Genomic DNA, 19,627 nt, shown 5'->3' on the forward strand with positions numbered 1-19,627 from the left:
GAATATAGGATGTGAATGTTGTTAAGGAGAGATATTTTCATGGGATTTCGTATCATAAAAACGGCGGCTGCAACGTTATTGTCCGTCCTGCTCGCGGCCGCTGTGGGTATACCAAATGCGCAAAGCGCAGGACTGCTGGCCATACTGGGCGTTGAGGTTACCCGTAAAAGGAGCCTGCGGACCATAACAGCACGATTTCTTGCCTCGCTCGTGGGACTCTTGTGCGGATGTATTCTATTCTGGTTATTAGGCTTTCATTATTGGGTGCTTGGATTGTTTGTACTGTTCGGTTTCCCGCTTATTGTCCGCTCCGGCTTCAAGGAAGGGATTGTAACCAGCTCTGTTATCGTTTTCCGTGTGTTTGGACAAGCCGAGCTTAGTATTCATGTTCTGCTGCAGCAGGTGGAGCTTCTGATTATCGGTCTCGGTTCTGCCGGTCTGGTCAACCTGATCTATATGCCAAAAACAGAAGGCGTGATGTACGGGATCCGCAAAGAGGTTGACGGCGCTTTTTCCGTAATATTTAGTCAAATGGCCCGAACACTGCGCGACCCCCAATATCTGTGGGACGGTAAGGAGCTTATTGCAGCAAACAAGGCAGTACAGCAGGGACTTACGGCAGCAGGAAGAGAAATGGAGAATCACGTCATTCATCCGGATGAAGCGTGGAATGTATATTTTTATATGCGTAAAGAGCAGTTGGAATCCATTCAAGCAATGATGCAGCTGCTGTCCCAGGTATACCGTTGTTTCCCGCATGGCGAAATGGTAGCCGATTTGTTCGACCAGCTAAGCGGGGATGTGTTGTCTGAGAAATACACCGGACGGACGGAACATCTGCTAGTGGAACTGGAGAAAAAATTCCAAAGGATGGAACTCCCAACGTCCCGTGAGGAATTTGAAGTACGTTCTGCGATTCTGCAGCTGTGCCGGGAACTGACGCTATATTTGAAAATCGCCAAGCAGCATAAAGCGCCTGTCACGAACAAAACGGAGAAACAGAGGCTGGCTTAAGTAAATAATGGCGATACATTTTTCAGTCAGGCAGGTGAGAGGGTATGGACAATGGCAATAAGACATTTATCGGCAAGCAGCTTGGGACAGATCTGTTTAATGACAAGGGGCTATTTGTTTTACCTGCGATGACCTTGCTGAATGCAGATCATATTAGGCTGCTGGAAAGACATCGGATTTTTCTGGATGCCAAGGATATTATTCAATTGGATAGCGCAGCTTTCTTTCAAATCGCCGTCGACGACTGTACCGCTGCGATGGAAAAGGTTTTTGAGCAGGTCAGGTTCAACAGACGGGTGCCTGTCAATCAGCTTCGCGCCGAGGTCCTTCCGTTTATTAACGAGGTTACGGAGAAGAATGATTTCTACGGAATGCTGTCGGCCTTGCAGTCTAAAGATGACTATACATACAGGCATAATATTGCGGTAGGCATATTGTCCACACTGCTTGGCAAGTGGCTCAAATTGGAGCCCGAAGAGTTAAGCATGCTGACCATCGCGGCCACTCTGCATGATATCGGAAAGATCATGATTCCGGCCGAAATTTTGACCAAAACGGGTCCGCTGACGGATAAAGAATTTCAATATATGAAGAAGCATACCACCATAGGCTATGAGTTAATAAGAGACACTGTGGGGACAAGCCATATGCAAGCGCTTGTAGCGCTGCAGCATCACGAAAGAATGGATGGCAGCGGATATCCGTTTGGCGTGATGGGTCACCGGATTACGGATTTCAGCAAGATAGTGGCGGTAGCCGATGTCTTTCATGCGATGATCTCTGACCGTTTATACCGCAAAGCATCTCCGCTTTACGAGGTTCTGAAACAGATGAGCGACAGTGTCTTCGGCAAGCTTGATCCATACATTTGCCGGGTTTTCATGGATAAATTAATGCAGTCAATGATAGGGAACGAGGTAGAGCTGACAGACGGACGGGTGGGCAGAATCATTCTGATTCTTCCACATGATCCGATTCGTCCGCTTGTAAATATCGAAGAGGATTTCATCGATCTTAGCAAAGAGAGGAAGCTTGGAATTGTGCGGGTATTCCCGCAATAGGGAGGCAGAAGTCTCCTTTTAAGGCTCGGAAGGCTTACCCAAATTTTTTTATAGTCTAACAATCAACAAACGCCCATGTCCTGCATACACTTGATAGTGAATGATTGTATGGAGGAGGTTTAAAGATGCCATTAAGCCATAAACGTCAAACAAGGGAGATCATTACGAAGGCGATTTGCGGCAAAGGTCGTAAGTTCTCTACCGCAACCCATACCGTAACTCCGCCGCATCATCCGACCAGTATTTTGGGGGCCTGGATCATCAACCACCAATATGAAGCGGTAGCTGCCGGGAACGGAATCGAAGTCATCGGTACTTATGATGTTAACATCTGGTATTCGTACGACAAAAACAAGCAGACCGAGGTAGCAAAGGAAACGGTCTCCTATGTGGAGCTTATTCCACTCTCGTATCTGGACCCCAGACACCGCGCTTCCACCGTGGAGGTCTCTGCGGATGCAACGCAGGAACCGAACTGTGTGGAAGCGGGCGTATCTCCCGGCGGAGGCAGTGTTACAATCCGGGTAGAACGGGAATTCGAGGCGGAGCTGGTGGCTGAGACCAAGGTCCGCGTTTATGTTACTGATCAAAGCGATGATCTGGAAGACAAGGATTACGATTTTGACGGTGAGAGCTTCGATTATGAGGATTTGGACCCTGATGCGCTGGATGATGAGCTGTAAGAAGATACGCCGCTGCTAACTGAATCTTGATGGTTATGAATCCATTATATGATGAGGGGGCAGCGGTGTAGAGGGCGGATGCCCTCCTTTTTTAAATTTTTTTGCGTATGGAGTAAAGGAACAACTATAGCCCATGATCTGCAAAAACGGTGCCGTCCAGAGGGATGTGGAGCCGTTTTTTGCTTTCTTCATTAACGGCGGGGCGGGGGGAAGGAATTGAATGAAGGTTTCCAGGTGTTTGATACATTATCACCGCTGCAGAGAGAAAAGCGGCTGCTTCGCAGCGGCGTAGAGGCTGCACTGACCCGGCAGAGCCAGCAGGTGCTGCAGAGCAAGACAGCAGACAGACAGCGTTTCAGGGTTTTCGTATATAATTTGAAGGCTCTGGATATCCTGCCGCTGGGAGCCGGAGCGGGAATGAAGGCCGTGTCTGCGGAAATGAATGCCCGGCACCCTATTATTCCTGCCGAACGTCGTGGTTTAAGACGGATATTGGAGGGCATAGCGGCTCGTGCTTTGTACAGTGTGGGACTTGATAGCGGTGAAGTGCTGCTGCTCGCCAAAGGAGACCGGAGATACGTGGTGGAGGAGCTTGCACCACTCTTGAAGAGGAACGGTGAACGGCTTCCTGAGCCGTTCCGTTCGGCGGAGCTGGCGCTGGCCCGGGATCTTGCCCAGGAGCTGCCGGGCCGGCCCGGCCTGCTGATGGGCATGGACCCGGAGTTCCTGCTCCAGCGGGGGCCCTCCGGCGGCGTCGTGCCGGCGTCGCGGTACCTGCCCCCGGACGGCGTCGCCGGCTGCGACGCCGGACCACCGGGAACGCGCGGCGCGTTCCCGGTGGCGGAGCTGCGCCCACGGCCGCGCGGGGAACCGCGCGCGCTGCTGGCGCAGCTCATGTCCGCCGCAGCCACGGCGGACCGGCTCATCGCCGACCGCTCGCTCGCTTGGCGGGCGGGAGGCATGCCGCTGCGGGGCTGGGCCCTCGGCGGCCACCTGCACTTCAGCGGCGTCACGCTGACGGCGCCGCTGCTGCGCGCGCTGGACAGCTATCTCGCGCTGCCCATGCTTTTGCTGGAGGACGCCCGCGCAGTGGCGCGTCGTCCACGCTATGGCGTGCTCGGCGATTTCCGGCACCAGCCGCATGGCGGCTTCGAATACCGGACCCTGCCGAGCTTCCTGGTGTCTCCGGCCGTCGCCAAAGGGGCAGTCTACCTGGCTCACCTCATTGTGAGCCATTATGAAGACCTGCCCCTCCGCCCGCTCGACAGGGAAGAGCTTCATGCCGCCTACTACAGCGGCGACAAATCCCCGCTTCGCGTCGCCTTTACTCCGCTCATGGTCCAGCTGCGCGCTTTGGGCGGCTACGGGAAGGCCGCCCGGTACATAGAGCCAATCTTTCGGTATATTGGCCAAGGGAAAACTTGGGATGAATCCCGTGACATCCGCAGTTTATGGTGTTACAGAGAAGCGCCGTGAACCGGCGCTTTTAATTCGAAAGTATAAGTTTCACTCCATACTTTTTGGGTCAACACCAGAATAAGTGCTTGACAAAATGTTCCATGCGGGGATACGGGGATTCGAGCCGTTGGGCGGACTGCATAGTCCTTATTATCGTGTTGATGTACCAAAAGAGAACAGAACCGGACTGAGGTGACGCTAATTGTGGACTCAACGCCTTCTTTAGCCCGTTTTCAGCTAAATAAGTGCTCCTCTGTCCGCCAAATACGAAATCGGGGGCATTTCAAGTCGGGTAGCGTTTCCTGGGTCCGCCAAAACGGTCTTGTGGATTTAATTCTCCCCCCAACTCCAGATTTCCTGATTTGGACCCTAGCCTCATTTTGGGTGGATTGGTCCTACTTTCCAATACCCGAAATGGCGGGCTTTCCTACAACGCTCCGTCGCTTTAAGCAGGTTAGGACCCATTTCTCAAAAGTCCGAGTAATTCCTATTGCACAGTATCCCTCTCCGTAAAGAACTGATATTGGTGTTGAGCCTACTTTTTCCTTATATTTTTACGAGAAACGGGTGCCGTCCCTTCTTATTTTATCCCCGGACTCCAGGAGGCTGCCAGGTGATTACCATGCGGAGGCATAACCTAGCGAGGTCACTTTCTGCTATAATGATGGATAGCATGAAATAGGCATGGAGGTTGACCATGGCAAAATATACGCCGATGATAGAGCAATATTTGCGGGTAAAGGAAGGGGCCAAGGATGCCTTTCTCTTTTTCCGTCTGGGAGATTTTTATGAGATGTTCTTTGAGGATGCGCTGCTGGCCTCGAAGGAGCTTGAGATTACTTTAACAGGACGCGAAGGAGGAACCGAGGAGCGCATACCGATGTGTGGAGTGCCGCACCACGCCGCCGAGGGTTATATTCAGCGCCTGATCGAAAAAGGATACAAAGTCGCCATCTGCGAACAGCTCGACGATCCTGCAACCACCAAAGGTATGGTACGGCGCGATATCGTGCGAGTTGTCACTCCGGGAACAGTAATGGACGGCAAGATTCTCTCGGAAAAAGCCAACAATTATCTGGTCTGTGTCACTGAGAACGACGGTATGCTGGCACTGGCGGCCTGCGATCTGACCACGGGGGAGCTTTACGTAACATCAGTCCTCTCCGGAGCCGAATGGCTGCGCGATGAGATTGGGATCTATGAGCCTGCAGAAATTATCGGGGATGCAGCGCTGCTGGACCGAATTCGTGGTGAAGCGGTTTTTGGTGCAAAGTCCGTTGTATATACCCCTTGGGAGAAAAAAGATGAAGAGTCGGCACGCCGCCAGTTTGGCGAAGCGGCCTGGGTCCGGCTGGAGAAGGAGCGGGGCCAATGTCTGGCTCTCCTGATCAGTTATTTAAGTGAGACGCAGCGGCGTTCGCTCGGACAGCTCAGCCAAATCTCTCCTTATGAGCCGGGGAACTATATGATCCTCGATCCTTTTACGCGCCGGAACTTGGAGCTAACCGAAACCGTGCGTGAGCGTTCCAAAAAAGGTTCACTCCTCTGGCTGCTGGACCGCACAGAAACATCGATGGGCGCCCGCCTGCTCCGGCGGAGGATTGATAAACCGTTGTTACAGCGCGCACCGATTGAACGGCGGCTGGAAGCTGTGGATTATTTATACAACCAATTCATTGTACGCGAAGATCTGCGCCTGGCGCTTAAGGAAATCTATGATCTGGAGCGGCTGACCGGACGTATTGCGTTCGGCAGCGCCAATGGCCGGGATATGAACGCGCTCAAGCTGTCGCTGGCCCAAATCCCTGCTTTGAAGGAAATGTGTCTCGCTTCAGGCTCATCAACGCTGCGGGAAATCGGTTCCTCCATGGATGAATGTGCCGAGCTGCGGGAGGATATTGAGCGGGCCATCGTGGACGACGCCCCGGTTTCAATCCGTGATGGCGGAATTATCCGGGAAGGTTACCATGCGCGATTGGACGAGCTTAGAGAAGCGAGCAGCAATGGCAAGCAGTGGATCGCCGAACTCGAAGCCAGGGAACGCCAGGCAACCGGCATTAAATCCCTGAAGATCGGCTACAACAAAATATTCGGCTATTATATAGAAATAACCCGCTCCAACCTGGCTTCCTTGCCGGAAGGAAGATACGAACGCAAGCAGACACTGGCGAACGCGGAGCGGTTCGTTACGCCGGAGCTGAAAGAGAAGGAAGCTCTTATTCTGGAAGCACAGGACAAAATGACCGACCTGGAGTACACGCTCTTTACCGAGCTGCGGGAGCGACTAAACGGGCAAATCCCCCGCTTGCAGAATCTCGCCGAGAAAGTGGCGGAAATCGATGTCTACCAATGTCTGTCTGCGGTCAGCGCTGAACACAGATTCGTGAAGCCGAAGCTGTCTGACGGGTACGATCTGATAATCGAAGGCGGACGGCATCCTGTCGTGGAGGCTGTCCTTAAGGATTCGGCCTTTATCGCTAACGGGAGCAGCCTTACCAAGGGCGAGGGCAACATTTCACTGATTACCGGTCCTAACATGGCGGGCAAAAGCACTTATATGCGCCAGGTGGCGCTGATTGCCATCTTGGCGCAAATCGGCTGCTTTGTACCGGCTGTCAGTGCCGAGATTCCGCTCATTGACCGTATTTTTACACGTATAGGAGCTGCGGACGATCTCATCGGCGGGCAAAGTACTTTCATGGTGGAGATGGCTGACATTCAGGTCATGACGGAGAAAGCAACCCCGCGCAGCCTGATCATCATAGATGAGCTTGGACGGGGGACTTCCACAAGCGAGGGCATGGCTATTGCTCAGGCCGTGATTGAATATGTTCACGATAAAATTGCCTGCAAGGCGCTAGTCTCGACGCATTTTCATGAACTGGCGCATCTGGAAGAGAGTCTGGAGGGTTTGCGGAATTATTCGATGGCCGTGCAGGAGAGCGGGGATAAGGTGAATTTCCTGCGCAAGCTGGTGCCGGGAGCGGCAGACAGCAGCTACGGAATTTACTGTGCCCGTCTGGCAGGGCTGCCGGAAGGCATTATTGACCGGGCATACGGGCTGCTGCAGGATATTGAGCAATCTTCCGCCGCCGGGGTTGGACATCGGGCTTACAGCATTATTCAAGGAAAAGAGCCCGGGATCAAGGAGGGCTCCCCCGCTATGCTCCGCGATCAGGCTGCAGGTCAAAAAGCGGCTTATGCAGAAACAGCTGTGTCCGTAGCTTCTCCTGGCGAGGAAGAGGGACTTGAAGTGGTTCAACTCTCTATTTTTGGAGAAGAGGAGCCGCGCAAGAATCGAAAGGGCAATCCATCTGCTCCTGTTCCCAATGTCCAAGAGAATCCATATATGAAGCAAATCATTGCCGCTGTGAAAGAAGCGGATCTCATGAACATGACGCCGCTTCAGGCCATGGGTTTGCTGAATGATCTCAAGATGAAGGCGAAGGAATTGTAGAGTATATAAACCTAAATAACAAGCGGGGTGAATAAAATGGCTAAAATTCATGTATTGGACGAGCATATTGCCAACCAGATAGCCGCCGGGGAAGTAGTGGAACGGCCCGCTTCTGTTGTGAAGGAACTGGTGGAGAACGCGATTGATGCCGGGAGCTCCCTGATTGAGGTTTTCGTGGAGGAGGGCGGCCTGCAAAGCATCCGTGTTAAGGATAATGGTTCGGGGATTGAGCCGGAGGATTGTGAAACCGCCTTTTACCGTCATGCTACAAGTAAAATTGCTAACGGACGCGATCTGTTTCAGATTACTAGTCTCGGCTTCCGTGGAGAGGCTTTGCCCAGTATAGCCGCCGTATCCAAGGTTTCTCTGTTAACTGCCAGCGCAGATGATGGCAAAGGCAAGCGGATCAAGATCGAGGGCGGCAAGCTCAAAGATAACGAAGACGCAGCTTCAAGCCAGGGAACCGATTTTGAAGTGAGGGAGTTATTCTATAACACCCCGGCAAGACTGAAATATATGAAGAGTATACAAACGGAGCTGGGGCATATCTCGGATGCGATGTACCGGATGGCGCTTGCCCATCCGGACATCTCTTTCCGTTTCCATCATAATGGCAATCAGCTGCTCCATACATTGGGCAATGGTGATCTGCTGCAGGTGATTGCCGCTGTATACGGTACCTCTGCGGCAAAGGCCATGCTGCCGATTGCGGCGGAAGATCCCGACTACCGGATTTCCGGTTATGTCAGCCGCCCCGATTGGACACGTTCAAATCGGAATGCAGTCACTACGATTGTAGGCGGACGTTATATCCGGGGTAACGGGCTGAATGCCGCAATTATGCGTGCCTATCATACGCTGCTGCCGATTAACCGTTATCCTTTGCTGGTGCTGAAGCTTGATATGCATCCATCGCTTGTCGACGTTAACGTTCATCCCGCCAAGCTGGAGGTTCGCTTCAGCAAGGAAGTCGAATTGTACAGATTTGTTGAGGAGGAGATCCGCAAGGTATTGCTGGGGCAGAATCTCATTCCCCGGCCTGGCAGGGAGACGATTGGGCCGAAGGGAAGTTCCTCTTTTATACAGGAGCAATTTGCCTTTCCGAAGAGTTCAGGGGCACCGTCAGCGCCCGGGAATAGCAGGGTACCGGCCGGGGCGTCCGGCCAGATGCCCATTTCTGATGGAGACCCCGCAAATGGCATTCAGGGCTCTAACGCCTATCCAGCAGCACCCGGATTCACACAACGTGATAAGAAGCAGACCGAAATATACGGCAGCTCACCGTTAGCCGCCCCGCAGATCCGTGAAGCCGGAACCAATAGTAGCTATCGTGCGCCTCAGCCTTCTTCCCCTTTGCGGGAAATGGCAGCGGGCATTGAAGAACTATGGGCGCCTCCAGCCGGTTCAGATAAAGGGCTTCCCGTATTTCCTGAACTCAATTACATCGGGCAGCATCACGGGACCTATATTATCGCCCAGAACGATCAGGGATTGTATCTCATAGATCAGCATGCCGCTCACGAACGGATTAATTATGAATATTATTATGAAGAATTCGGGCGTCCGGCAGATGCCTCACAGGAGCTTTTACTGCCCATCACGCTGGAATTCACGCCTTCAGAGAGCCGGATGCTTGGGGAACGTTTGCACTGGTTCCAGCAGGCTGGGGTGATTCTGGAGCATTTTGGCGGCCAGACCTTTCTCGTCCGTTCCTTGCCTTACTGGTTCCCTCAAGGGGAGGAGAAATCTATTGTCGAAGAGATGGCGGAATGGGTGCTGAGTGAGAAAGCTATCGACCTGGCTAAGCTGCGTGAGAAGTCTTCTATTCTATGCTCTTGCAAGGCGTCCATTAAAGCGAATCATAAGCTGACCGAACAGGAAGTGGACAGCCTGCTGACCCGGTTGTCGGCCTGCCGGCAGCCTTACACTTGTCCGCATGGACGTCCAATCATGATTTCCTTCTCTGCCTATGATCTGGAAAAGCTGTTCAAACGGGTCATGTAATAAGTAAGAGTACTACTGTATACTGCAACAAGACAGGAGGCATCATGATTATAACTACGGGCAATGGCCCGATACCGGAAATCGTGCTGCGCGCGCAGACACTCGCTGATCGGTTGAACGTTGAATATAAGCCGCGCGGAACGCTCTCTTTACCTAAGCTGGTAGAGCGTTATCAGGACCAGGAAGTGCTGGTCGTGCTGCAGGAGGCAGTCCGGCTGCTCCGGCCGGGGTTGCCCCCGCTGCAATTTCATCCCAGTATGGGTTTTGTTCGTGCCAAACGGGTATTAAAGGGCGAGAGTGATCCTATGCTGGAAGCTGCCGGAATGGAGCCGGGTGACAGTGTGCTGGACTGCACGGCGGGACTCGGAACCGATTCCCTGCTGTTTGCCGTGTACGGTGGCGAAAACTCAGAGATTACTGCACTGGAGAGCTCGCTGCCACTCTATGGACTCCTCTTGGAAGGGATGAGCCATTACACCTCAGGGCAGGAGAAGGTGAATGCGGCCCTGCGCCGTATTAAGGTTGTCTATAGCGATCACCTCCACTATTTGAAGGACCAGCAGGACAACAGTGTGGACATCGTTTATTTTGATCCGATGTTTCGTCAGCCATTGACGGACTCAGCAGCCATTTCACCTCTGCGCCAGTTCGCAAACGGTGCCGCCTTGTCGCCTGAGAGTGTGGCTGAAGCGGTCAGAGTTGCCCGGAAAGCCGTGCTCCTGAAAGAAAAAAGCTTAAGCGGCGAATTCGGAAGGCTGGGCTTTACCGAGCTGCTGCGCAATAATTCCAAAACATCGTACGGGGTGATACAAATTGGCAATCCAAGCTAAACGTAAGCTGCTGGTGCTTCTCGGACCGACTGCTGTGGGCAAGACAAGACTGAGTCTGGAGCTTGCGGCAGCTTACGGCGCCGAAATTATCTCGGGAGATTCCATGCAGGTGTACCGGGGGATGGATATCGGCACAGCCAAGATTACTCCAGAGGAAATGCAAGGGATTCCGCATCATCTGATAGATATCCATGATCCGGGCTATCCCTACTCCACTGCCGAATTTCAGGAACAGGGACGCAAAGCTATTGAGGATATCGGTGATAGGGGGAAGCTGCCTTTTATTGTGGGAGGAACCGGACTTTATATCGAATCCCTCTGCTATGGATTCCGTTTCTCGGAGGCTGTGGCCGATGAGGCCTTCCGCAAGGAGCAGGAGCAGTATGCGGAAGAATATGGAGCACTCGCTTTGCATGCCCGCCTGGAGGCGGTAGATCCGGCCAGTGCAGACCGGCTGCATCCAAATGACCGCCGCCGGATTATCCGGGCGCTGGAGATTTTTCACCAGACCGATACGACACTTTCGTCCTCACATGCAGCCCAAACTAAGGAATCTCCTTATGAGCTTTGCATCGTAGGTTTGACAATGGACCGGAAAATACTATATAAACGTATTGAAGACCGAATTGATCAAATGCTGGCAGAGGGACTTGTAGAAGAGGTGAGAGGTCTGCTGGAACACGGCTACGGCAGGGGTCTTGTGTCTATGCAGGGACTGGGCTACAAGGAAATTGCCGCATACCTCGCGGGGGAAACAACACTTGAGGAGGCTGTGAACCTGCTTAAACGCGATACTCGCCGATTCGCCAAAAGACAGCTGTCATGGTTTCGTCACATGAATGAAATTGAATGGATCGACGTTGGTGAAGAGCAAAACTTTTCTGGGAATTTTGAAAAAATACGTGATATAATAGCAGGAAAGTTTCTCTCAGGTCTTGAATATACTTCAGAACAATCTAATTGAACCATTGGGGGTACGGCATATGAACAAGTCCATTAACATCCAAGATACGTTCTTGAACCAACTGCGTAAAGAGAATATCCCTGCTACAGTATATTTAACCAACGGCTTTCAGATCCGGGGGATTATTAAAGCATTTGACAACTTTACAATCGTCATAGACAGCGACGGACGTCAGCAAATGGTGTACAAGCATGCCATCTCAACGTTTACTCCGCAGCGCAGCGTGTCTTTGATGCAGGACAGCGGAAGCAGCGAATAACTGTAGAAAAGCAGCTTGAAAGATTCAAAGTGAAACTTTTTTGTTTATAATTCGTTTGAATAGAATGAAAGAGAGCAACCTGAGAAGGTTGTTCTTTTCATTCAGGGGAAGACTATAACGATTTTTCCAAAAGGGAGTCAGGAGGCATTTATGGCTAGAGACGATATATCCAGAACCAACCGAAACAGAGACCGGGAGCAGACCAAGCCAAAAAAGAGAAAGAAAAAGCTGCTAACCAAAAAACGCGTCTTATGGAGCTTGTTTTTTGCAACGGCGTTGGCGATCTTCTGCGCACTGGGCGGGTATTTGTTCATCATGCTTAACGGTGAAAAGCTGCTGCAGGCGAATGGAGATAAGCTGACTGTAAACGAGACTACGAAGATCTATGACCGTAACGCCAATCTGATTGGCGAGCTGTCGCTGGAGAAAAGTGATCCCGTTGAGTATGAGAAAATTCCCAAGCTGATGATCGACGCTTTTGTCGCCACAGAGGATAAGCGTTTTTTTGAACACAAGGGTGTGGACTTCTGGTCCATCGGACGCGCGGCCGTTAAGGATATTGCAGCACGCAGTATGGTTGAAGGGGGAAGCACGATCACCCAGCAACTGGCCAAGAATATATTTTTGACACGCGATAAAACCTTCTTCCGCAAGGCCACAGAAGTATCCATTGCCGTAGCTCTGGAGAACAAAAAATCCAAAGAGGAAATTATCACGATGTATCTGAACCGGATCAATTTCGGTGGTACGATCTATGGAGTCAAGGCTGCATCTGTTCGTTATTTCGGCGAGAGCAATCTTGACGATCTTGAGATTTGGGAAATTGCCACATTGGCGGCTATGCCAAAGGGCCCTTCCCGGTACAATCCGCTCCGTAATCCGGAGCTGTCGAAGGAACGCAGAGCTGTTGTGTTGAAGCTGATGTACGAGCAGAAGTATATCACGGAGCAGGAGATGAATGAAGCCAAGGACGTTGATTATACTTACAAACCGCCGGAAAGCAAGCAGCGTTATCAGGCATTTATAGATTTTGCCGTTGATGAGGCTGAAGAGAAGTTTGGTCTTTCCGAGGATGACCTGAACATTGGCGGGTATAAAATCTACACCACAATGGATAAACACGCCCAGCAGACGGTGGAGGACGCATTCGCTGATGGGGACAACTTCGAGCAAAGCGCAGATGACAAGCCGGTACAAGGCTCTATGGTGATCATGAATCAGGAGAATGGCAGCATTGTTGCTCTTCTTGGGGGACGCAACTATGAAAAGAAAGGCTATAGCCGTGTAACTTCCAGCCGCCGCTCCCCGGGTTCGGCCTTCAAGCCGATCGTATCGTACGCGCCCGCGCTGGAGTCCGGCAAGTTCACCATTGACTCCGAGCTAAGCAACGAGAAACAATGTTTTGGCAAATACTGTCCGAATAACCTCCATGGATATTCTTCAAGCATAAGTATGAGCGATGCTTTGCAGAAATCGGAGAATATTCCTGCCGTATGGCTTTTGAATGAAATCGGCGTAAACACAGGGTTCAAGTTTGCCCAAAAATTGGGCATCCCGCTTGAAGATGACGATAAGAACTTGTCTTTGGCGCTTGGCGGGATGAGCAAAGGGACGAATACACTGGAGATGGCCCAAGCTTACAGTGCATTCGCAAATGGCGGAGAACTAAGAGAAGCGTACTCTATCAAGTCCATTGCGGATAGCAATGACAAAATCGTGTATAAGGCCGATACCTCACCAGAGCGTGTCATGGCTGAAAGTACTGCCAATCAAATGACAGAAATGATGCAGAAGGTTGTGGAAGACGGTACAGGCAAGAAAGCCAGAATTAACCGGCCTGTAGCCGGTAAAACAGGTACGACCCAGAGCGGATATTCCGGCATCAACTCTAACAGAGATGTCTGGTTCGTAGGCTATACGCCGGAGTGGACGGCAGCGGTTTGGATGGGTTACGATGAACCCGACAAGCAGCATTTGCTTAAGAACAGCAGTCCGCTCGCCGCGGCGTTTTGGGGTAAGGTCATGGAGGAAGCGCTGAAGGATTACCCGGTGAAGCCTTTCCCGCAATCTGATGTTGATATTCCCGAACCAACCGAAGATCCTAATGCCATTCAGGCAATAACAGGTTTGTCAGCGCAATACGATCCTTCAACGATGACCGTTAATCTTAGCTGGCAGGGCCTGCCGACTGAGGGCGTAGAATACAGGATTTATCGCAGAGAAACCTCGGAAGCAGACTTTAGTCCACTGTTAAATACTTTGTCTCCCAGTGCAGCCGATATCAGTGCGATGCCGGGTCTGATCTATGAGTATTATGTGACAGGATATTATCCGGAGCAAGATACGGAAAGTGAGCCGTCTAATATAGTATCTGTATCCGTACAAGATGCGCCTCCGACGGAAGAGCCTTTGCCAAGCATTGATCCTAACCAGCCTACGGAGCCACCAGATGATGGCAACAGTTCGAATAATGAGAATTCAGGCGGCAACGAAGAAGACAATGGACAAGGAAACGGACAAGGAAACGGCAATGGTAACGGTAATGGAAAAGGGAATGGAAAGGGGAACGGAAAAGGGAACGATAACGGAGCTACGGCTTCTCCTGTTCCGGCAACTCCTGCTCCATCACCTTCAGTTGAACCGGCTTCCACAGATGGCGTAGATGCAGGTGCTGCTGCCAGTCAGGAACCGGGAACGGGTTTGTGAATAGGGGAGTTTAGTATCGCTTAGTTTAATCAGTAATCCTTTGGTCAGCCCTGGCAGTCCTGAATCTTCCGTAGTGTACGGATATTTGGAGCTGCCGGGGTTTCTTTTTGAGTGTATCTCCTAAATGTGGTAAGCTGAAGTCACCATAATGGAGAGGGTTATTTATATGAAACGTAAATTCGGAGACCGGGCCAACTGGCGCCGGATTACGCGCCGCCATTTTGCCTGCCGCTATGTGGAAACCCGGGAGTTCAGCGGATTTATCACGCTGTATACCATTTATGGGCTTAAAGAACCCCTGTGGAAAAGCTATGGCAGGCATACATACCGTATTGCGGACAAGGGATATTCGTGGCTGCAATATTTTCCTAAAGACTGTCATTATATTGTGACTGCCATGTTTGATGACAAGCAGAATATTATTCAATGGTACATTGATACCTGTAAAGTCCAAGGTGTTACAGACCAGGGCGTTCCCTGGTTTGATGATCTGTATCTTGACGTAGTGGTGCTGTGGAACGGAGAGGTGTTCCTGCTTGACGAGGATGAGCTGGAAGAGGCGCTGGAGCACAGCGATATTACCGATAGCGATTACAACCTGGCCTGGTCTACAGCTAACAACCTATTACGGAGCATTGATGCGCATGCCTTTCCTTATTTCTCTCTTTCATTGAAGCATCGCGCCGAATTGTTTCATAATGGAGATTTCAGGAGGAAATGAAATGGATAGGTATGGCGGTGGAACTTCCCCTATCAGGGTTGTGTCCAGAAAACGGGGATTCAGGCGCAAAAGATGGATTAAGATTACATTCGTTTCTTTGCTGATTGCCGGTGTTCTCTGGTGTATATTCGCTTACTGGAACATCAATCGAGCTGTAACTACAGATCCCATGACAGGCGGCGATGTCGGGATCATACTTGGGATGTCGATGTGGGGAGATGAGCCCAGCCCCGGATTGAAAGAAAGACTGGATTATGGACTGAAGCTCTATAGGGAAGGGAAATTCCCTCATTTTATCGTTACCGGAGGGTTGGATAAACCGGACCTTAAGTATACAGAAGGCCAGGGAATGCGCAATTATCTGGTGCAGCAGGGTGTGCCGGACAGCGATATTTTTGTGGAGAACAAAGCTACCAGCACGTATGAAAATTTACAATTTAGCAAAGAAATCATGAATCGTGAAGGCTGGTCCACTGCAGTTATTATTACGCATACTTTCCATGGCCGGCGGGCCAGTGAAATTGCCGATGAGCTCGGCTATGAACGAATAGAGCTGGGATTAACCGATTCACAAATCATGTCGATGGCCTGGCATAAGTCGCGGGAGATTCTTGCTTATACGAAATGGAAAGGGAAGCAGCTAATTCTGCAGTTTGACAGGTAATATCTCGAAACTGCTAATAACACCTTATGGACGGGAATAGACTTGAGTAGAGTAGTCAGCCTGTATAATGAGGTGAAATTCATGAGCGGACGCATAGCGGCGGCAAACGGACGGGACGATGGCAGACCGTCACGGCAAATAAATATTGTATTGCGGAATCAAGAGCCTCCGGTCGTGAGTAATCCGGCAGGAGACAAAGAGACGGTACCGGTCAAGGTTCACAGTCATAGCGGGCTTTTTCAAGAGATCAGCAAGGATCTGGATGCTTTGGTAGGTCTGGATAATATTAAGGAATTGGTGTTTGAGATATACGCGCTGCTGCAGGTAGCTCAAATGCGCAGCGAAGCCGGTCTTGCAAGCAGCGGGCAGGCGTATCATATGGTATTCAAGGGAAACCCCGGCACAGGCAAGACGACGGTGGCCCGGATTGTCGCCAAGCTGTTCCAGCGTATGGGCGTGCTGTCCAAAGGCCATTTGATCGAGGTGGAAAGAGCCGATCTTGTAGGTGAATACATCGGTCATACCGCACAAAAGACCCGTGATCTCGTCAAGAAAGCGCTGGGCGGCATTCTTTTTATTGATGAAGCATACAGTCTGGCCCGCGGCGGGGAAAAAGATTTCGGCAAAGAAGCCATAGATACATTAGTGAAATCAATGGAAGATCATCGCAGTCAATTCGTGCTAATACTGGCCGGGTACTCTGGGGAAATCGATTATTTTCTGATGAGCAATCCGGGTCTCCCGTCACGTTTTCCGATTCAGGTTGAATTTCCCGATTATACGATTGATCAGCTGCTGCAGATTGCGGAACTGATGGCTAAGGAAAGGGACTACATTTTGATGCCGCAGGCTATACTCAAACTAAAGCAATATTTGCTGGTTGAGAAAAATGAAAGTCTTCATGCCTTCAGCAACGCCCGCTATGTACGTAATTCGATAGAAAAGGCAGTGCGCAGTCAAGCGGTGCGGCTTCTTAACCAGTATGAGAACAACAGTCCCGGGAGGCAGGAGCTGATGTCTCTGCGTACAGAAGACTTCAAGCTATAGGACAACGGAAGTATACTACACTATCACCGGCATAAGGAGCATGTTATACATGGCAATAACCACTCATAATACAACAACTGAAATACAGGACAGGGCGATTTTGGTCAGTCTGGTTACTGATAAAATTAAGCGAACAGGGATTGATCCGGAGCTTTCTTTGCAGGAACTGGTCCAATTGGCCGAAACGGCGGGCGTCGAAGTGCTCGATGTGCTGCGCCAAAATAAAGAAACCCCGGATTCGAAATGGTTTATCGGAAAAGGCAAAGTTGAGGAGCTGCGGATGGCTGCGGATGGGCTGGGCGCAAACACTGCGATATTTGATCAGGAGCTCTCCGGCGCCCAGGTACGGAACCTGGAGGAAGCTCTTGACTTGAAAATCATCGACCGCACGCAGCTTATTCTGGATATCTTTGCCGGCCGCGCGAAGACGCGTGAAGGCATTATTCAGGTGGAGCTGGCCCAGTTGTCGTATTTGCTGCCCCGTCTTTCCGGTCAGGGCAAGAACCTGTCCAGGCTCGGCGGAGGAATTGGTACGAGAGGTCCCGGCGAGAGCAAGCTGGAAACCGATCGCCGCCACATCCGGGGCCGGATAACCGAACTGAAACGCCAGCTTGATGATGTTGTGAAGACCCGGGAGCTGCATCGTGAACGGCGCCGTAAGAGCGGAGCCATTCAAGTGGCTCTGGTCGGTTATACAAATGCCGGCAAATCGACGCTGCTCAAGCAGCTTACCGATGCGGATGTGTATATCGAGAATCAGCTGTTTGCCACACTGGACCCGACCTCGCGTGTGCTCCAGCTATCCGGAGGCAAGGAGGTAGTCCTTACAGATACCGTTGGTTTTATCCAGAATCTCCCGCATGATCTGGTAGCAGCCTTCCGTGCGACTCTGGAGGAGGTTAATGAGGCGAATCTGGTGCTTCATGTAGTGGATTCCTCTTCGCCGATGCGTGCGGAACAAATGGATGTGGTCCAATCTATTCTTCAGGAGCTGGGAGCGGCGGGCAAGCCGCAGATTACACTGTTTAACAAAATTGATCTGTGTGAGCCTCAGCAGCGGGAAATGCTTCCGACGGGCAGCGGCTATTTAAAAGTCAGCGCTTTTAACTCAGAGGATTTGACGCGCATTACGGAAGTTATTCAGGATCAGCTGGCCGGTGACACCCTGATCTTCCGTATCCCGGGAGACCGCGGAGATCTCTATTCACTGCTGTATAGAGTGGGGGAAGTGCTGGAACAGACCTTTGATGAGAACGATATTTTGTACAATGTGCGTTTGAATAAGGAAGATTATGAGAAGTGGGGCTACATGCTGTCTGAGTTTGTGGATCAGCCAGCAAGTGATGAGTTTCAGGAACAATGAACAGCAGCTTATGGAAGCAGTTGTTTCGATATTCCGGACAAAGTGACAGGGAGCTTTCGCGCTCTGTCACTATTATGGGAAGTAAATGTTAGGAGAGAAAAGATAGTAATGGCGGTATTTGCAGAGGATATTTTACAGGCAGCAGAAGCTGCGGAGATTGAAATTGAAAGTGCAGTCAAACAGCTTGACCGGATTGTGGATCAGAATCAATGGAAAGTCATCGAGGCTTTTCAAAAGCATCAGGTCAGTGATTTTCATTTTGCCGGCTCTACGGGTTATGCCTATAATGACCGTGGGCGGGAGGTGCTGGATCTGGTATATGCCGACGTATTCGGGGCTGAAGCGGCTCTGGTGCGCCCTCATTTCGCATCCGGTACGCATACCATCTCTACAGCGCTGTTCGGAGTGCTTCGCCCGGGTGATGAACTTCTTTATATTACCGGGCGTCCCTATGATACCCTTCACAAGGTGGTCGGCAAGCCCGGGGACGGGACAGGCTCCCTAGCGGATTTCGGAATTTCTTACCGCGAGGTTGCCCTGACGGCTGATGGGAAGGTGGACTGGGACGAAGTCGCCCTTTGTATATCTCCCAAAACCAAGGTGATCGGAATTCAGCGTTCACGGGGGTACGATTGGCGTTCTTCGTTTACCGTGGACGAGATCGGAGTGATGACCTCCAGGGTCAAAGATCTCAAGCCGGATGTAATCGTATTCGTAGACAACTGTTACGGTGAATTTACCGAGGCGCTGGAGCCGCCGCAGGTCGGTGCCGATCTGGTAGCCGGGTCACTGATCAAGAACCCGGGGGGCGGCATTGCTGAGACGGGCGGGTATATTTGCGGACGCAGAGAGCTGGTGGAGCTGGCGGCTTACCGCCTGACCGCTCCAGGCATAGGTGGAGAAGTAGGAGCTATGCTGGGAACGACACGGGGGCTTTATCAAGGGCTGTTCATGGCTCCGCACACGGTGGGACAAGCGGTCAAAGGAAGCATCTTCGCTGCGGCCGTATTCCAGCGCTGCGGATTCACTACCAAGCCGGCCTGGAATGATCCGCGTACGGATCTGATTCAGGCGGTGGCCTTTGACGGACCTGAGCACCTGATTGCGTTCGTTCAGGGAATACAGCGGGCTGCTGCGGTCGACAGCCATGTAGTTCCCGAGCCTTGGGATATGCCTGGATATGAGCATCCTGTCATTATGGCGGCAGGTACGTTCATACAAGGTGGCAGCTTGGAGTTATCTGCAGATGCACCTATCCGGGCTCCTTTTATCGGTTATATGCAAGGCGGATTAACGTATTCCCATGTCAAATACGGCGTCCTTATGGCGCTGCAAAGTATGCGGGATCGCAAATTATTGTAAGAATATCTTACACACCATTGACACGCCAAATTAG

Annotated in this window: 15 protein-coding genes; all 15 read left to right on the forward strand. The window is 51.3% G+C overall.

The window, feature by feature from the left end; translation table 11 throughout:
• Nucleotides 1-39: 39 nt before the first annotated feature.
• The 15 genes from PaeBR_RS12645 to PaeBR_RS12715 all read left to right on the forward strand — a co-directional run bounded on the left by PaeBR_RS12645 (nt 40) and on the right by PaeBR_RS12715 (nt 19,593).
• Nucleotides 40-1,014 (forward strand): aromatic acid exporter family protein, encoded by a 975-nt coding sequence (locus tag PaeBR_RS12645; RefSeq protein ID WP_410510951.1) that lies wholly within the window; start codon nt 40-42, stop codon nt 1,012-1,014.
• Nucleotides 1,015-1,058: 44 nt separating this feature from the next.
• Nucleotides 1,059-2,075: an HD-GYP domain-containing protein gene (locus tag PaeBR_RS12650; RefSeq protein WP_410510952.1), complete on the forward strand. Its 1,017-nt coding sequence runs from the start codon at nt 1,059-1,061 to the stop codon at nt 2,073-2,075.
• Between the two features lie 125 nt (nt 2,076-2,200).
• Nucleotides 2,201-2,758, forward strand: coding sequence for an outer spore coat protein CotE (locus PaeBR_RS12655; RefSeq protein ID WP_410510953.1), 558 nt, complete (start codon nt 2,201-2,203; stop codon nt 2,756-2,758).
• Between the two features lie 216 nt (nt 2,759-2,974).
• Nucleotides 2,975-4,234 (forward strand): putative amidoligase domain-containing protein, encoded by a 1,260-nt coding sequence (locus PaeBR_RS12660; RefSeq protein ID WP_410510954.1) that lies wholly within the window; start codon nt 2,975-2,977, stop codon nt 4,232-4,234.
• 679 nt (nt 4,235-4,913) lie between these two features.
• On the forward strand, nt 4,914-7,673 hold the full coding sequence (gene mutS / locus PaeBR_RS12665; RefSeq protein WP_410510955.1) for a DNA mismatch repair protein MutS: 2,760 nt from the start codon (nt 4,914-4,916) through the stop codon (nt 7,671-7,673).
• Nucleotides 7,674-7,709: 36 nt separating this feature from the next.
• Nucleotides 7,710-9,677 (forward strand): DNA mismatch repair endonuclease MutL, encoded by a 1,968-nt coding sequence (gene mutL, locus PaeBR_RS12670; protein ID WP_410510956.1) that lies wholly within the window; start codon nt 7,710-7,712, stop codon nt 9,675-9,677.
• A gap of 44 nt (nt 9,678-9,721) precedes the next feature.
• Nucleotides 9,722-10,507, forward strand: coding sequence for a class I SAM-dependent methyltransferase (locus PaeBR_RS12675; protein WP_410510957.1), 786 nt, complete (start codon nt 9,722-9,724; stop codon nt 10,505-10,507).
• The gene (gene miaA / locus PaeBR_RS12680; RefSeq protein WP_410515167.1) at nt 10,497-11,471 is read left to right on the forward strand and encodes a tRNA (adenosine(37)-N6)-dimethylallyltransferase MiaA; all 975 of its coding nucleotides are present in this window, start codon (nt 10,497-10,499) and stop codon (nt 11,469-11,471) included. Before PaeBR_RS12675 ends, miaA begins: the two co-directional genes overlap by 11 nt.
• Nucleotides 11,472-11,490: 19 nt before the next feature.
• Entirely contained in the window at nt 11,491-11,730 is a 240-nt protein-coding gene (hfq, locus tag PaeBR_RS12685; RefSeq protein WP_410510958.1) for an RNA chaperone Hfq, read from the forward strand.
• A 150-nt stretch (nt 11,731-11,880) separates the two neighbouring features.
• Nucleotides 11,881-14,436 (forward strand): PBP1A family penicillin-binding protein, encoded by a 2,556-nt coding sequence (locus PaeBR_RS12690; protein WP_410510959.1) that lies wholly within the window; start codon nt 11,881-11,883, stop codon nt 14,434-14,436.
• A gap of 166 nt (nt 14,437-14,602) precedes the next feature.
• On the forward strand, nt 14,603-15,157 hold the full coding sequence (locus PaeBR_RS12695) for a DUF402 domain-containing protein (RefSeq protein ID WP_410510960.1): 555 nt from the start codon (nt 14,603-14,605) through the stop codon (nt 15,155-15,157).
• 1 nt (nt 15,158) lies between these two features.
• Nucleotides 15,159-15,821 (forward strand): YdcF family protein, encoded by a 663-nt coding sequence (locus PaeBR_RS12700; RefSeq protein WP_410510961.1) that lies wholly within the window; start codon nt 15,159-15,161, stop codon nt 15,819-15,821.
• An 81-nt stretch (nt 15,822-15,902) separates the two neighbouring features.
• Nucleotides 15,903-16,868, forward strand: a complete 966-nt coding sequence (locus PaeBR_RS12705) for an AAA family ATPase (RefSeq protein WP_410510962.1) — start codon at nt 15,903-15,905, stop codon at nt 16,866-16,868.
• Nucleotides 16,869-16,917: 49 nt separating this feature from the next.
• Complete coding sequence (hflX, locus tag PaeBR_RS12710; RefSeq protein WP_410510963.1) at nt 16,918-18,231, forward strand: GTPase HflX; 1,314 nt, start codon at nt 16,918-16,920, stop codon at nt 18,229-18,231.
• A gap of 108 nt (nt 18,232-18,339) precedes the next feature.
• A complete protein-coding gene (locus PaeBR_RS12715) occupies nt 18,340-19,593 on the forward strand; it encodes an aminotransferase class I/II-fold pyridoxal phosphate-dependent enzyme (RefSeq protein WP_410510964.1) in 1,254 nt (417 codons plus the stop codon).
• The last annotated feature ends 34 nt before the right edge of the window (nt 19,594-19,627 follow it).

The organism is Paenibacillus sp. BR2-3 (assembly GCF_046529485.1).
Taxonomy (GTDB): domain Bacteria; phylum Bacillota; class Bacilli; order Paenibacillales; family Paenibacillaceae; genus Paenibacillus_AQ.